13 protein-coding genes are annotated in these 15,485 nt (G+C 70.9%); 8 read left to right on the plus strand and 5 right to left on the minus strand.

Translation table 11 applies throughout. The annotated features are described in order from the left end of the window. Positions 1-5: 5 nt before the first annotated feature. Positions 6-731, minus strand: coding sequence for a DUF305 domain-containing protein (locus ACLJPY_RS10580; RefSeq protein WP_410587844.1), 726 nt, complete (start codon positions 729-731; stop codon positions 6-8). Next, positions 728-1,540: a DUF3105 domain-containing protein gene (locus ACLJPY_RS10585; RefSeq protein ID WP_410587845.1), complete on the minus strand. Its 813-nt coding sequence runs from the start codon at positions 1,538-1,540 to the stop codon at positions 728-730. Before ACLJPY_RS10585 ends, ACLJPY_RS10580 begins: the two co-directional genes overlap by 4 nt. A 196-nt stretch (positions 1,541-1,736) precedes the next feature. Here ACLJPY_RS10585 and argS point away from each other — a divergent pair, with 196 nt between their 5' ends. From argS to prfA, 8 genes are all read left to right on the plus strand, one after another. Further along, positions 1,737-3,401 (plus strand): arginine--tRNA ligase, encoded by a 1,665-nt coding sequence (argS, locus tag ACLJPY_RS10590; RefSeq protein ID WP_410587846.1) that lies wholly within the window; start codon positions 1,737-1,739, stop codon positions 3,399-3,401. A gap of 3 nt (positions 3,402-3,404) precedes the next feature. After that, entirely contained in the window at positions 3,405-4,835 is a 1,431-nt protein-coding gene (lysA, locus tag ACLJPY_RS10595; RefSeq protein WP_410587847.1) for a diaminopimelate decarboxylase, read from the plus strand. A 5-nt stretch (positions 4,836-4,840) separates the two neighbouring features. Next, a complete protein-coding gene (locus ACLJPY_RS10600; RefSeq protein ID WP_410587848.1) occupies positions 4,841-6,154 on the plus strand; it encodes a homoserine dehydrogenase in 1,314 nt (437 codons plus the stop codon). Beyond that, positions 6,151-7,212: a threonine synthase gene (thrC, locus tag ACLJPY_RS10605; protein ID WP_410587849.1), complete on the plus strand. Its 1,062-nt coding sequence runs from the start codon at positions 6,151-6,153 to the stop codon at positions 7,210-7,212. The genes ACLJPY_RS10600 and thrC overlap by 4 nt, the downstream gene beginning before the upstream one ends. Continuing rightward, complete coding sequence (thrB, locus tag ACLJPY_RS10610) at positions 7,209-8,096, plus strand: homoserine kinase (RefSeq protein ID WP_410587850.1); 888 nt, start codon at positions 7,209-7,211, stop codon at positions 8,094-8,096. The genes thrC and thrB overlap by 4 nt, the downstream gene beginning before the upstream one ends. Positions 8,097-8,506: 410 nt before the next feature. Then, complete coding sequence (rho, locus tag ACLJPY_RS10615; RefSeq protein ID WP_410587851.1) at positions 8,507-10,513, plus strand: transcription termination factor Rho; 2,007 nt, start codon at positions 8,507-8,509, stop codon at positions 10,511-10,513. A gap of 184 nt (positions 10,514-10,697) precedes the next feature. Further along, positions 10,698-10,925, plus strand: coding sequence for a 50S ribosomal protein L31 (rpmE, locus tag ACLJPY_RS10620; protein WP_410587852.1), 228 nt, complete (start codon positions 10,698-10,700; stop codon positions 10,923-10,925). A gap of 92 nt (positions 10,926-11,017) precedes the next feature. Beyond that, positions 11,018-12,088 carry a peptide chain release factor 1 gene (prfA, locus tag ACLJPY_RS10625; protein ID WP_410587853.1) on the plus strand — a complete coding sequence of 357 codons (1,071 nt, stop codon included), beginning with the start codon at positions 11,018-11,020 and terminating at the stop codon, positions 12,086-12,088. A gap of 82 nt (positions 12,089-12,170) precedes the next feature. On the opposite strand, the gene ACLJPY_RS10630 is transcribed toward prfA, so the two are convergent. The 3 genes from ACLJPY_RS10630 to ACLJPY_RS10640 all read right to left on the minus strand — a co-directional run bounded on the left by ACLJPY_RS10630 (position 12,171) and on the right by ACLJPY_RS10640 (position 15,480). Further along, positions 12,171-12,698, minus strand: coding sequence for a hypothetical protein (locus ACLJPY_RS10630; protein ID WP_410587854.1), 528 nt, complete (start codon positions 12,696-12,698; stop codon positions 12,171-12,173). Between the two features lie 68 nt (positions 12,699-12,766). Then, positions 12,767-13,930, minus strand: coding sequence for a trypsin-like serine protease (locus ACLJPY_RS10635; protein ID WP_410587855.1), 1,164 nt, complete (start codon positions 13,928-13,930; stop codon positions 12,767-12,769). 269 nt (positions 13,931-14,199) lie between these two features. Then, entirely contained in the window at positions 14,200-15,480 is a 1,281-nt protein-coding gene (locus tag ACLJPY_RS10640) for a hypothetical protein (RefSeq protein WP_410587856.1), read from the minus strand. Positions 15,481-15,485: the final 5 nt, after the last annotated feature.

A 15,485-nucleotide genomic window follows, 5' to 3' on the forward strand; every position in this document is an offset into this window, starting at 1 on the left:
CGGGATCAAGCGGGCAGCGGCTGGGCACCCCGGCCCGAAAGCATCAGCTTCATCTGGTCCATTTCCGCACCCTGCGACGCGAGAATGCTGTTCACCAGCGCCTTCAACGCGGGCAACGTCGAATGCGCCGACGCGTACTGGGCCATCGACGTCCCGCCCTGGTGGTGGCGCAGCATCAGCTGCAGGAAGAAGACGTCGAAGTCGCGGCCCGACAGCGAGCGCAGCTTCTTCAGGTCCGCGTCCGTGGCCATGCCCGGCATCAGCGGCCCGCCGGCCGGGTTGACCGAAGCCGGGGCCATCGACATGCCCGGCATGTCACCGTGGCCCGGCATCGGTTCGGTCATCCACTGCATCGGGGCGCCGATCGGCTGCTCGGGCTGGTCCCACAGCATGAGCCAGCCCTTCATGCGGCCGACCTGCTCCAGCTGCGTGCGCTCGATGTCGAACGACAGCTGCTTGATCTCCGGGTCGGTCGTGCGGTCGCGGGCGATGCCCGCCATCGTCACCGCCTGGAGGTGGTGCGTCGACATGTCCTGGGCGAAGCCGACCTCGACCGAAGCTCGGTCGGGAGCAGCGGCGGCCGGCGCGTCGTCGATGGCCCGGGTGAGGAACATCCCCGCGGTCGCGCCGATCAGCAGGACCGCCAGCAGCGTTCCGCCGATGACCACCCAGCGCGACCAGGTCGGCTGCTCGGTGGCCTCTTCGGTGCCGAGGTCGGCTTCGGTCGTCACTTCTTCGTCGGTGTGGGGGAGGCGGGGGCGGACGCCGGGGCCGAGGACGCCGGCATGCCGTTCTCACCCTGGGCGGACGTGCTGCCCTTGTAGTCCATCGGCTTCGCGTCCGGGCCCGGCTTCGACGGGTCGAACGGCGGCGGGTTGTCCGGGTCGAACTGACCCGGCACCGCGTCGCAGGACGCGCCGACCTCGGGGTACACGCCGTTCGGGTTGCTCCGCAGCGCCGCGATGAACTCGTCGATCCGCGGGTCGTTGGCGTCGTCCAGCTTCAGCTGGTGGCCCCACGACTGCAGCGAGATCGGCTTGTCCAGGCCCGGGTACGGCGACAGCATCGTGTACGGCTTGCCCTTGGCGCGGACGCTCAGCAGGTTGAGCGCGTCACCCGAGACCTGCTGCGGGTTGTAGGCGATCCAGACGGCGCCGTGCTCGAGCGCGTGCACCATGTTCTCGGTGCGGACGGCGGTCGGGTAGACGGTGCCGGTGCAGGTGGCCCACGTCTGGTCGTGCGGGCCGCCGAAGGGTGGGGTCTTGTCGTAGGCGACGCGCTCGGTCGGCAGCACGTGGACGCTGCCCGTGTAGGTCGCGGTCACCACGCCGGGGATGCGCTTCGAGGGGTCGGGGTCCTGCGCGCTCGGCGCGAACGACGCGGCGGCGGCCTCGCGGTCGGCCTGCTCGCGCTTCGGCGCGGACTGCACCATGTAGTAGATGATCACCGAGGCCGCCAGCGCCACGACGGCGACGACGGCGATGATCGTCCCCCACGGCGTGCCCTTCTTGCTCACCACGGAACCGCGGGCCGCCTTCACCGCCGACCCCTTTTTCCGAGTTGTCCCGTTCGCCATGGCTCCCGCGTTCTCCCTCTGGTGGCTGCGGACGGATTCCCGCCCGGGCCAGTGTAGAGACCACGCGTCTGATCACCGTTAACGCCTCACACACCTACCCGCCGTGACGTCTTCGAGACCGATGGAAGCCCCCGACCAGGGCGCACCTAGAATTCGGCAAGTGACTCCCGCCGCTCTCGCCGACCTGGTCCGCAGCTCCGCCGTGCAGGTGCTCGCCGCACGCGGCATCGACGACGCCGTGCTGCCGGAGCAGGTGACCATCGAACGCCCGCGCAACCCCGACCACGGCGATTACGCGACGAACCTCGCGCTCCAGGTGGCCAAGAAGGCCGGCCTCAAGCCCCGCGACTTCGCCGAGGCGCTCGCCGAAGCGGTCTCCGCGGACGACGGCGTCGCCTCGGCCGAGGTCGCCGGCCCCGGCTTCCTCAACTTCCGGCTCGCCGCCGCCGCGCAGGGCGACATCGTGCGCCAGGTGCTCGACGCCGGCGCCGCGTACGGCCGCGGTGACGCGCTGGCGGGCACCCGGATCAACCTCGAGTTCGTCTCGGCGAACCCGACCGGCCCGATCCACCTCGGCGGCACCCGCTGGGCCGCGGTCGGCGACGCGCTGGGCCGCGTCCTGGCCGCGCAGGGCGGCGACGTCACCCGCGAGTACTACTTCAACGACGCCGGCGCCCAGATCGACCGGTTCGTCCGGTCGCTGATCGCCGCCGCGAAGGGCGAGCCGGCGCCGGAGGACGGCTACGCGGGCGGCTACATCAACGACATCGCCGCCAACGTCCTCAAGCAGGAGCCGAGCGCGCTGTCGATGCCCGAAGAGCAGCGGCACGAGACGTTCCGCCGGATCGGCATCAACCTGATGTTCGGCGAGATCAAGCAGAGCCTGCACGAGTTCGGCACCGACTTCGACGTCTACTTCCACGAGAACTCGCTGCACGAGTCCGGCGCGGTCGACGCCGCCGTCCAGCAACTGAAGGACTCCGGCAACCTGTACTTCGCCGAAGGCGCCTGGTGGCTCAAGTCGTCGGAATACGGCGACGACAAGGACCGCGTCGTCATCAAGCAGGACGGCAACCCGGCCTACATCGCCGGTGACCTGGCCTACTTCAAGGACAAGCGCAACCGCGGCTTCGACCTGTGCATCTACATGCTCGGCGCGGACCACCACGGCTACATCGCCCGGCTCAAGGCCGCGGCCGCCGCGTTCGGCGACGACCCGGCCACGGTCGAGGTGCTGATCGGCCAGATGGTCAACCTGGTCAGCGACGGCAAGCCGGTGCGGATGTCCAAGCGCGCGGGCACCGTGATCACCATGGAGGACCTGGTCGAGGCCGTCGGCGTCGACCCGGCCCGCTACGAGCTGATCCGCTACTCCGTGGACTCCACTTTGGACGTCGACCTGGACCTGCTGCGCAAGCACTCCAACGACAACCCGGTCTACTACGTCCAGTACGCGCACGCGCGGCTGGCGTCCCTGCAGCGCAACGCGGCCGACCTGGGCATCAAGTCCGCTGCGTCCTCATCGGACGTCGACTTCGGACTCCTGACGCTGCCCGCCGAGGGCGACCTGATCCGCACCATCGGCGAATTCCCGGAAACCGTGCGCCGCGCCGCCGAAATGCGGGAGCCGCACCGGATCGCGCGCTACCTCGAAGAACTCGCGGGCGCCTACCACAAGTTCTACACCGTGGGCCGCGTGCTGCCCATGGGCGACGAAGAGGCGACCCCTCTGACGCACGCCCGGCTCGCGCTCTGCGAAGCCGCCCGCCAGGTGCTGGCGAACGGCCTCGCGCTGCTCGGTGTCTCCGCTCCGGAACGGATGTAAGAAATGGCGCACCCCGCGGGCCCCAGGCACGCCGACGTCTACCCCCACGCCGACACCTCCGGGCTGCAGCCGTCCGGGGCCGAAGAACTCGACAAGCTGCCCGCCAAGGTGTGGCCGCGCAACACCTTCCGCGCCGGCGACGGCGTCGTCCGGATCGCCGGCGTCGACGTCCGCGAGCTCGCCGAGGAGCACGGCACGCCGCTGTTCGTGGTCGACGAAGCCGACTTCAAGTCCCGGTGCGCCGACTACGCCGAGGCGTTCGACGACCCGTCGCTGGTGCACTACGCGTCCAAGGCGTTCCTCTCCATCGAGATCGCGCGCTGGGTGGCCGAACAGGGGCTGAGCCTGGACGTCTGCAGCGGCGGCGAGCTCGCCGTGGCGCAGCGCGCGAACTTCCCGGCCGAGCGGATCACCTTCCACGGCAACAACAAGTCCTCGGCGGAACTCGAAGCCGCGGTCGTCGCCGGCGTCGGCACGGTCGTGCTCGACAGCTACTTCGAGATCGCCCGGCTCGCCGACATCGCCGCGCGCCACGACGTCGTGCAGCCGGTGCTGATCCGGGTCACCGTCGGCGTCGAGGCGCACACCCACGAGTTCATCGCGACCGCGCACGAGGACCAGAAGTTCGGCTTCTCGCTGGCGTCGGGCGACGCCGCCGAGGCCGTGCGCCGGGTGCTCAACGCGCGCTCGCTCAAGCTCGTCGGCCTGCACAGCCACATCGGCTCGCAGATCTTCGACGCCGACGGCTTCGAGGTCGCCGCCCGCCGCGTCGTCGGGCTGCTCGCCGACCTGGCCAAGGAACACGGTCCCGAGCTGCTCGACCAGCTGAGCCTGGTCGACCTCGGCGGCGGCTTCGGCATCGCCTACACCGAGAAGGACAACCCGCCGCCGCCCGCGCAGATGATCACGCAGATCCGCGAGATCGTCCGCAAGGAGTGCGCGTACGCGGGCCTGCCGGTGCCCCGGATCGCCGGCGAGCCGGGCCGCGCGATCGCCGGGCCCGGCACGATCACGCTCTACGAGGTCGGCACCATCAAGGACGTCTCGCTCGGCGACGAGTCGGCGCGCCGGTACGTCAGCGTCGACGGCGGGATGAGCGACAACATCCGGACCGCGCTCTACGACGCCGTCTACGACGTCCGGGTGGTTTCCCGCTCCGCGGGCGACAGCGATCAGCCGGTGCAGGCCGTGCTGTCCCGGGTCGTGGGAAAACACTGTGAATCCGGCGACATCGTCGTACGAGACTGCTGGCTGCCCGACACGCTGGCTCCCGGCGACCTGCTGGCGGTCGCGGCGACCGGCGCGTACTGCTACTCGATGGCGAGCACGTACAACCGGATGCCCCGCCCGGCCGTGGTCGCCGTGCGCAACGGCAGCTCGCGGCTGCTGCTGCGGCGCGAGACGACCGACGACATGCTCCGCCTGGAGGTCTGAACACAGTGGCTGCCCCTGAGGAACGCCCGGCGATCCGCGTCGCCCTGCTCGGCTGCGGGACGGTCGGCGGCGAGGTCGCCCGGCTGCTCACCGAGCAGGCCGACGAGCTGGCCGCGCGGGCGGGCGCGCCGGTGGAGCTGGCCGGCATCGCCGTCCGCCGCCCGGACAAGCACCCCGAGCTGCCGCCGGAGCTGCTGACCGCCGACGCCGAGAAGCTCGTGACCAGCGACGACGTCGATGTCGTCGTCGAGCTGGTCGGCGGCATCGAGCCGGTGCGCGGCTGGCTGCTCGCCGCGCTGAAGGCCGGCAAGTCGGTCGTCACGGCGAACAAGGCGCTGCTGGCCGAGCACTCCGCCGACCTGTTCGAGGCGGCCGACGCCGCGGGCGCCGACCTGTACTTCGAGGCCGCGGTGGCCGGGGCCATCCCGCTGCTGCGCCCGCTGCGCGAGTCCCTCGCCGGTGACCGGATCACCCGCGTGATGGGCATCGTCAACGGCACGACGAACTACATCCTGTCCGCGATGGACTCGACCGGCGCCGGCTACGCCGAGACGCTCGACGAGGCCAGCCGGCTGGGCTACGCCGAAGCCGACCCGACCGCCGACGTCGACGGCTACGACGCCGCGTCCAAGGCCGCGATCCTCGCGTCCCTGGCCTTCCACACCCGTGTGACGGCGTCGGACGTGCACCGCGAGGGCATCGCCGACGTCACGGCCGCGGACCTCGCGGCGGCCCGGATGCTGGGCCGCACGGTGAAGCTGCTGGCCATCTGCGAGCGGGTCACCGACGACGACGGCGTCGAGTCGGTGTCGGCCCGCGTGCACCCGGTGATGATCCCGCGCCGCCACCAGCTGGCCGGGGTCGGCGGCGCGTTCAACGCCGTCTACGTCGAGGCCGACGCGGCCGGCGAGCTGATGTTCTACGGCCAGGGCGCGGGCGGCGCGCCCACCGCGAGCGCGGTGCTCGGCGACCTGGTCGCGGTGGCCCGCAACCGGGTCGTCGGCGGCCGCGGCCCGCGTGAATCCGCGCACGCCGCGCTGCCGGTGCGGCCGATGGGCCAGACGCCGACCCGGTACCACGTCAGCCTGTCCGTGGCGGACCGCGCCGGGGTGCTCGCCCAGGTGGCACAGGCGTTCGCCGACCACGGCGTCAGCATCGCGGCGGTGCGGCAGAGCGACGTCGGCGACCGCGCCAGCCTGGTCGTGGTGACGCACCAGGCGCCCGACGCCGCGTTGCAGTCCACTGTGGACCAGATCGCGCGGCTCGACGTCGTGCACGAAGTTGTCAGCGTGATGCGGGTGGAAGGCGAAGACCAGTGATCAGGCACCCCTGGCCCGGGCTCATCGAGGCGTACCGGGACCGCGTTCCGGTGCCGGACGGCGCCCGGGTCGTCACGCTCGGAGAGGGCAACACACCGCTGCTGCCCGCCCACCACCTGTCCGAGCTGACCGGCTGCGAGGTGTACCTCAAGGTCGAAGGGGCCAACCCGACCGGCTCGTTCAAGGACCGCGGGATGACCGTGGCCATCACGCACGCGCTGGCCAGCGGGCTCAAGGCGGTGATCTGCGCGTCGACCGGCAACACGTCCGCCTCGGCCGCCGCCTACGCCGCCCGCGCCGGGCTCACCTGCGCGGTGCTGGTCCCGCAGGGCAAGATCGCGATGGGCAAGCTCGCCCAGGCCGTCCTGCACGGCGCGCGCATCCTGCAGGTCGACGGCAACTTCGACGACTGCCTCGAACTGGCCCGCAAGACCGCGGCGGACTACCCGGTCACGCTGGTCAACTCGGTCAACCCGGTGCGCATCGCCGGCCAGAAGACCGCCGCGTTCGAGATCTGCGACGTGCTCGGCACGGCACCGGACGTCCACTGCCTGCCGGTCGGCAACGCGGGCAACATCACCGCCTACTGGGCGGGGTACGCGGAGTACGCGGCCGACGGTGTGGTGAAGAACACGCCGCGGATGTTCGGCTTCCAGGCGGCCGGCGCGGCCCCGCTCGTGCACGGCGAGCCGGTGCGCGACCCGGACACGATCGCGACGGCGATCCGCATCGGCAGCCCGGCGTCGTGGACCGCCGCGGTGAAGGCGAAGGACGAGTCGGACGGGCTCTTCGAAGCCGTCACCGACGAGAAGATCCTCGAGGCCTACCGGCTGCTGGCCGGCCGCGAAGGCGTGTTCGTCGAGCCCGCGTCGGCGACCAGCGTGGCAGGCCTGCTGGCCACGGCCGCCGACGGACGGCTCCCGAAGGGCTCCCGCGTCGTGTGCACGGTCACCGGGCACGGCCTGAAGGACCCGCAGACGGCCCTGGCGGGCAACGTCGAGGTCGAACCCCTCGCCGTGGATCCCTCGGCCGTCGCGGCGGCGCTGGACCTGCGGTGAGCGCGGGCTTCCGGATCACCGTCCCGGCGTCGACGGCGAACCTCGGGCCGGGCTTCGACGCCTTCGGACTGGCGCTGAGCCTCTACGACACCGTCGAGGTGCGGGTCACCGACACCGGGCTCAAGGTCGAGATCATCGACGCGGGCGCGGGCGGGGTCGAGGACGTCCCCACCGACGAAACCCACCTGGTCGTGCGGGCCATCCGCAAAACCTGCGCGCAGCTGGGCGTCGAACCGCCCGGCCTGCACCTGCGCTGCTTCAACGCCATCCCGCACGCGCGCGGCCTCGGCTCGTCCGCGGCCGCGGTGGTGTCCGGCGTGGCCGCCGGGTACGCGCTGGCCGGCCGGGAAATCGACCCCGCCGAGGCGCTGCAGCTGGCCGCCGGCTTCGAAGGCCACGCCGACAACGCCGCCGCGAGCCTGCTCGGTGGCCTGGTGGTGGCCTGGTGCGACGGCGGGGAGTTCCACGCCGAACGGCTGACGCCGCACCCGTCGATCCAGCCGGTCGTGGCCGTCCCGGCCGTCCGCTCGGCCACCGCGACCACGCGCGGCCTGCTGCCGTCGACCGTGCCGCACGTCGACGCCGCGCACAACGCCGGCCGCGCCGCGCTCGCCGTCCACGCGCTGACGGCCAAGCCGGAGCTGCTGCTCGCGGCCACCGAAGACCGGCTCCACCAGCACTACCGCGCGCCGGCGTACCCGGCCAGCGGCGAGCTGGTGGCGACGCTGCGTGCACGGGGCGTGGCCACCGCGGTCTCCGGCGCCGGTCCCACGGTGCTCGCGCTCACCACCACGGGAATACTGCCGCCGGAGGTCGACGTTGAAGGCTTCGACGTCCTCGAGCTGCCCGTGGATCTCACGGGTGTGCAGGTTGCGGCTCAGTAAAGGCTGGGTCACGTGCTTGCCGCCACGCCCGCCACGCGGGGGGTGGTTGTTGCACCCGGCACCGCTGCGGTCTACCCTCGGGGGCGTTCGATCACCGTGCGTTTCCGCACCCGATGCCGGTCCCGGGGAATCCCCGGATCCGCATCCGTCGTCGATCCGCCGAATCCGCACCGCCTGGCAAGCGGGGTAACGCGGAACGACTTGGGCGGGTTTCCGGTTTCGGCGGTGCCGAATTCCGTGTCCTCCGTTTGGAGGACGCAAACCCCTGTGGTGGAGGCGCTCCAGCTGTGTTCCGCACGGCCGAAGAGCTCATCTCCCGCATCGGGGGGCAGATACGCCGGTTCGCGATCAGAAGCGAGCGGCAGTCCGCTGATCCGCCTGGAGGCGTGGATCGGTCAGGAAGGACATGTGTGAGCAACACCGATCTTTTGAGCGACGTGGGTAGCGACACGGCCGGATCGAACGGCACGGCCCCCGCTCCCAAGCGGGCGGTCGGCGGGCTGACCGGTAAGACCGTCGCCGAACTGCGTTCGCTGGCTGGGGAGCTCGGCGTCGGCGAGACGACGGGCATGCGCAAGGGCGACCTGATCGCCGCGATCCGCGAGCGCCAGGGCAAGTCCCGCAAGCCGCGTGCGGCGGCCGAGACGCTGCCGCTCGAGGGCGTCGGCGAGCCGGCGAAGGCGGCCCCCAAGGCCGAGGCGAAGGCGGAGGCGCCTGCCGAGGCGAAGCCGGAGCCGAAGGCCGAGGCACCCGCCGCCGCGCCGTCGGACACCCAGCCGCAGGCCGAGCGCCCGCAGCAGGACCGGCCGGACGGCCACCAGGGCCAGGACGGCCAGCCCGAGGAGGGCGGCCGCAGCCGGCGTCGCCGCGGTGCCAACCGCGCCGCCGGAGCGCCCGACGGCCAGCAGAGCGGCGACCGCCAGCAGGGCGGCGACCGCCAGCAGGGTCAGGGCGGCGAGCGCCAGCAGGGCGACCGCAACCGCGACCAGCAGCGCCAGGGCGGCGGCAACCGTGGTGACAACCGCGGTGACCGCGGGGACAACCGTGGTGACAGCCGGGACGGCAACCGCCAGGACGGCGGCCGGGACGGCAACCGCCAGCGCAACAACCAGCAGGACGGCAACCGCGGCCAGGACAACCGCGACAACCGCGCCCAGCAGGACGACGACGAGGAAGGCGGCCGCCGCGGCCGTCGCTTCCGCGACCGCCGTCGCCGGGGCAGCGGGGGCGGCCGGGCCGAAGGCGGTTCGCCGGACACCGAGATCCGCGAGGACGACGTCCTGCTGCCCGTCGCGGGCATCCTGGACGTGCTCGACAACTACGCGTTCGTGCGCACCTCCGGTTACCTCGCCGGCCCGAACGACGTCTACGTCTCGCTGTCGCTGGTCCGCAAGTACGGCCTGCGCCGCGGTGACGCCATCACCGGCGTCGTGCGCCAGCCGCGTGACGGCGAGCAGCAGCGGCAGAAGTTCAACCCGCTGGTGCGCGTCGACTCGATCAACGGCCTGGAGCCGGACGAGGCCAAGCGGCGTCCGGACTTCACCAAGCTGACCCCGCTGTACCCGAACGAGCGGCTGCGCCTCGAGACCGAGTCGCACAAGCTCACCACCCGCGTGATCGACCTGATCATGCCGGTCGGCAAGGGGCAGCGCGCCCTGATCGTGTCGCCGCCGAAGGCCGGCAAGACCACGATCATGCAGGACATCGCGAACGCGATCTCCACGAACAACCCCGAGTGCCACCTGATGGTCGTCCTGGTCGACGAGCGTCCGGAAGAGGTCACCGACATGCAGCGCTCGGTGAAGGGCGAGGTCATCGCCTCGACCTTCGACCGGCCGCCGTCCGACCACACCTCGGTCGCGGAGCTGTCGATCGAGCGGGCCAAGCGCCTGGTCGAGATGGGCCACGACGTCGTCGTGCTGCTCGACTCGATCACCCGCCTCGGCCGCGCGTACAACCTGGCGGCCCCGGCGTCCGGCCGGATCCTGTCCGGTGGTGTCGACTCGACGGCGCTGTACCCGCCGAAGCGGTTCCTGGGTGCGGCCCGCAACATCGAGAACGGCGGTTCGCTGACCATCTTCGCCACGGCGATGGTCGAGACCGGCTCGACGATGGACACGGTCATCTTCGAGGAGTTCAAGGGCACCGGCAACGCCGAGCTCAAGCTCGACCGGAAGATCGCCGAGCGCCGCGTGTTCCCGGCGGTCGACGTCAACCCGTCCGGCACCCGCAAGGACGAGCTGCTGCTTTCGCCGGACGAGCTCGCGGTCACCGTGAAGCTCAGCCGGGTGCTGCACGCGCTCGACTCGCAGCAGGCCATCGACCTGCTGATCTCGCGGCTGCGCAAGACCAAGACCAACGTCGAGTTCCTCATGCAGGTCTCGAAGACCGCCCTCGGCGGCGGCGAAGACGACTGAGTCCCGGTCTGCGGAAGGGGCCTCCCCGGCTGGCCGGGGAGGCCCCTTCCGCGTCGGGAATAGCTGGTCAGCGGGGTGCGTTCCAGTACACGTCTGCCCGTCTGGCAGAATCACCCGCTGAAGTCCGGCGCCGGTTCACCCCGTGGGAACGACTGGGGACCCGGAGCCAACGAGAGAGGACACCATGAAGAGCGGTATTCACCCCGAGTACGTGGTCACGAACGTGAACTGCGACTGCGGCAACAGCTTCACCACGCGCAGCACCAAGACCAGCGGCGACATCCACGTCGAGATCTGCTCGAACTGCCACCCGTTCTACACGGGCAAGCAGAAGATCATGGACACCGGTGGCCGGGTCGCGCGCTTCGAGGCTCGCTACGGCAAGCGCCAGAAGAAGGCCGACGCCAAGTAGCTTTTCCGACGACGCCCACTCGCCCGCGCGAGTGGGCGTCGTCGTTTTGTGTGGACACGGTGTCCTTCGTCCCGGGCTGAGAGGTGGCAGAGGTGGATTCGAGCTCGCTCAAGGGGCTGCTCGCCGAGCACGCGGAGCTGGAGCAGCAGCTCGCGGACCCCGCGGTGCACGCCGACCAGGCGCGCGCCCGCAAGCTCGGCCGCCGCTACGCCGAGCTGACGCCGGTGGTGAAGGCCGTCCGCGAGCTGGACAGCGCCCGCGACGACCTCGCGGCCGCCCGGGAGATGGCCTCGGAGGACGCGGAGTTCGCCGCGGAGGCCGAGGAGCTCTCGGCGAAGGTCCCGGAGCTGGAGTCGAAGCTCACCGAGCTGTTGCTGCCGCGCGACCCGTACGACGGCTCCGACGTGGTGATGGAGATCAAGTCCGGCGAGGGCGGCGAGGAGTCGGCCCTGTTCGCCGGCGACCTCCTGCGCATGTACCTGCGCTACGCCGAGCGCCACGGCTGGAAGGCGGAGGTCCTCGACTCGGTGGACTCCGACCTGGGCGGCTTCAAGGACGTCACGCTGTCGATCAAGACGAAGGCGGCCGACGTCGACGGGGTGTGGTCCCGCCTGAAGTTCGAGGGCGGCGTCCACCGCGTCCAGCGCGTGCCGGCGACCGAGTCGCAGGGCCGCATCCACACGTCGGCCTCCGGGGTGCTCATCTACCCGGAGCCGGAAGAGGTCGAGGTCGAGATCGACCCGAACGACCTGCGCATCGACGTGTTCCGGTCCTCCGGCCCGGGCGGCCAGAGCGTCAACACGACGGACTCGGCGGTCCGCATCACCCACCTGCCGACGGGCATCGTGGTGTCCTGCCAGAACGAGAAGTCCCAGATCCAGAACCGCGCCCGCGCCCTGCAGGTCCTCCAGGCCCGGTTGCAGGCGATCGCGGAGGAGGAGGCGGCGGCGAAGGCGTCGGACGCCCGCAAGTCCCAGGTCCGCACGGTCGACCGCTCGGAGCGGATCCGGACGTACAACTTCCCGGAGAACCGCATCTCGGACCACCGGGTGAACTACAAGGCGTACAACCTCGACCAGGTCCTGGACGGCGACCTGGACGGCGTTCTGGACGCACTGGCGACGGCGGACCGGGAAGAGCGCCTGGCGTCCCAGTCGGGCTGAGCCCGGCGGCGACTTCTTCCGGCTGGTCGAGGAACGGCGACCGGGCAGCCCAAGCTGTCCGGTCGCCGTTTTCGTTCGGTGATCAGGGTGCGGCGGTCAGCTGCAGGAGGGTGGTGGGGGCGTTGTTGGGGTTGGCGCCGATGCCGACCTGGGTGCTGCCGCTGGGGTTGACGTCGACGGTGGAGTGCTGGCCGGCGTCGGTGGTGACTTCGGCTTTGACTTTGTGGCCGGTGCCGGTGGTGCGTCCGTCGCCGCGGATTTCGTAGACGGCGGGGATGCGCAGTTCGAGGTGGCCGGTGGGGGCGAGGACCTTGAAGCAGACGAGGCCGTTGGTGCCGACGTCTTCGGTGGAGCGGACCTGCATGACGCTGATGTTGTCGACGGGTGGGGTGGCGCAGTCGGCGAAGATGATGTGGCCGTCGCCGGAGATGAGGGTGACGTGGTACTGGGCGAGGATGGCGGCGGCGCCGGGGTAGGAGTAGTCCTCGACGATGGACGGCGGGGTGTCGTCCTGGGTGGTGTTGGAGGCGGCGGAGGCGGTCCAGACGCCGGCGGTGGCGAGTGCGGCCGCGGCGACGGCCGTGACGGCGATCTTCTTGGTGAAGTGCATGCGTTCGTCCTTCTCGTGCTGGCGCGGACCACCGGGGTGCCGGCGTTCCGCGGGGGACCGGAAAGTTGTCAGCCGAGGAGCCAGCGCTGGTTGGCCTGGTTGGTGGTCCAGCACTGCCAGGCGTTGACCGTGGAGTGGGGCCGGCCGTCGGTGTAGTCCTGGTCGAGGCACTGGCCGCTGGCCTTGTTGACCAGCGTCACGGTGCCGTCCTCGTAGTGCGGCTGGACGGTCCACTGCTGGTTGGTCTGGCCCGGGGTCCAGCACTGCCACGCGTTGACGGCGGGGTGCGGCTGGCCGTTGGTGTAGTCCTGGTCCAGGCACTTGGCCGAGCGGGCGTTCACCACCTGGACGGTGTCGCGGGAGAGCCAGCTGAGCTGCCACTGCTGGTTGGTCTGGCTCGGGGTCCAGCACGCCCAGGCACCGACGTCGGGGTGTTCCTGTCCGTTGGCCCAGTCCTGGTCCAGGCACTGGCCGCTGGCCTTGCCGGTGATCGTCGCGGCGACCGGTGCGGTCACCTGGCTCACCCACGTGCCCAGGTCGTCCACGCGGGTTTCGACCGTGCCCTGGCGCGTCTCGGTCGAGGTGTAGCAGCCGTGCTGCCACGACCGGGCGTTGATCGCGGCGAGTTCCACCCGCGTCCCGGTCTCCCGCAGCGCCGGGCCGCCGGCGTCGCCGAGGCAGGTGGTGGCGTCCCCGGTGGCCGCGGTGACGGCCACCGCCGTGCCGTCGACGCCGCTCACGGTGAACGACGCGGTGCTCAGCCGGTCCGGCACCCACCGGTCGGCGGTGCGGCCGTAGCCGCCGATCCGCAGGACGTCCCCGGCGGCCGGAGCCCGGGTGGCCAGCGGGACGGGGTCGACGTCGACGATCGGCAGGGCCAGTTTGGCCAGCACCGCATCCCGGTCGGTGGCGGGGACGAGCGTGGTGATCTTGACGGTGTGCCCGGCGGTGCCGGTCAGGTCGGCGCGCCCGATCGTCGCCGTGTAGGGCGTTGCGGGCGGCCCGGCGGACAGCGGCGCGGCACCGAAGCACGCGGCCGCGGTCAGCACCCACTGCGGGGCGACGAGCGCGCCGGTGCACCCGCGGGCACCGCTGATCTGGGCGGTGAACGCATAACTGCCGTCGGCGGCCGGAGTGCCGCCGGTCAGGGCCTGCGCGGGCGCCGCGGTGATGAGGCCGGCGGCGGTCAGGGCAGCGAACCCCGTCCCGAGTTTGCGGAGTGCACGTGTCATCGAATTCCCCCTCGGTGATCGTGAAAAAAAGCAGTGCACCGGTAGTTGCCGATGCCTGATAGCCGGTGAGCGTCGTACCGCTCACCGGAACAACGGCGTGCCGAATGGGCAGCCTTGGATTTCCCCCGTGCTACGGCCGGTTCCCGGCCGCACTTTCTCCCCCCGTGTTCCGTTCCTGAAAGGCAGCGAACGGCCCCTCGCCCGGTGGTTCCATCGCCGGGACGGTCCGGGTATTACCGGATCGGGGGGTGATCTGGATCACGTGTGGCTCAGCGGGCGAGCGGCTCCCGGACACGGTGCCGGCGGAAGTCCCAGACGGCGTACCGGACCAGCACGACCAACGCGCACAGCTCCAGCGCCGCGAGGATGCGGAAGTCGACCGTTTCCCCGCCCGCCTTCGCGAAGAAGATGTTCGGGATGTAGCACATGAGCGAACAGAACTCGACGATGATCGGGACGTACCACAGCTGCCGCGGCAGGTAGAAGGCGAGGACGAGCGTCAGGACGTCGGCGAGGTAGAAGTAGCGTTCGTGCATCGACGGCAGGACGAAGGGCACGAGCACCGCCGAAATCGCCCCGATCAGCAGGATGCGCGTGTCGGTCAGCTCGACCCGGCTGAGCACCACCAGCAGGCACAGCGTGAAGATCAGCAACGCGGTCAGCAGGACCGCGGCGGTCTTCATCGTTTCCATGCCGTGCTCGCCGCGGAAGAACTGCCAGATGTTGGGCGCGCTGAGCGTCATGTCGGGGTAGATGCTGGTCTGGCTCAGGTAGATCGTCAGCAGTTTCGCCGGTGACGCGCCGACGAGCAACGCGGGGACGTCGAGCAGGAGGTAGACGACCGGGATCGCCACCAGGGCGCGCCACGGCACCCGGCCGAGCAGCACCATCACGAGCAGCAGCGGGAAGAGGAAGATCGCCTGCAGCTTGAACGAAAGCGCGAGCCCGAAGAAGACGCAGGCCCACCACGGCTGCTTGCGCAGGAGGAAGTACACCGCGCCAAGGGAGAACGCGGTGTAGATCGCGTCGCCCTGGGCCCACATCGCGCTGTTGATGACGACGGTCGGCAGCATGAACACGGTGAACGCGGCCGCGGCCGCGATCCAGCGCGAGGGGTACCTCAGCGCCACGATGCGGTACACGAAGAACGCCGTCACCATGTCGAAGAAGACGGAGAAGGCCTTGATCCCGGCGAGCGGGGACGGCACCGGCAGGTGGGGCAGCAGCACCATGAAGTACCGGTAGGGCGCGTTCAAATCGGAGAACTCGTACTTGAGCGCCTCGATCCCGCCGTGGCTGACGACGAAGTCGTACCAGCGGCGGTAGAACGCGGTGTAGTCCGCGGTCTCGTAGCGGAACAGCGACAGCCGGACGCCGAAGGCGAGCAGGACCAGCAAAGCGGCGAGGACGGCCACGTAGAACCGGCGGGTCCGTTCGGACGGACCCGCCACGACCGGCGGCTCGGCGGTGGTGGCGGCGATTTCCGTCGTCCGCTCGGTCGCCGAGGGTTCATCCTCGGTCTCCTGGCGAAGCGAACCCGACAAGCTCATGTCTT

This window comes from Amycolatopsis sp. lyj-23 (genome assembly GCF_046549135.1).
Classification (GTDB): Bacteria; Actinomycetota; Actinomycetes; order Mycobacteriales; family Pseudonocardiaceae; genus Amycolatopsis.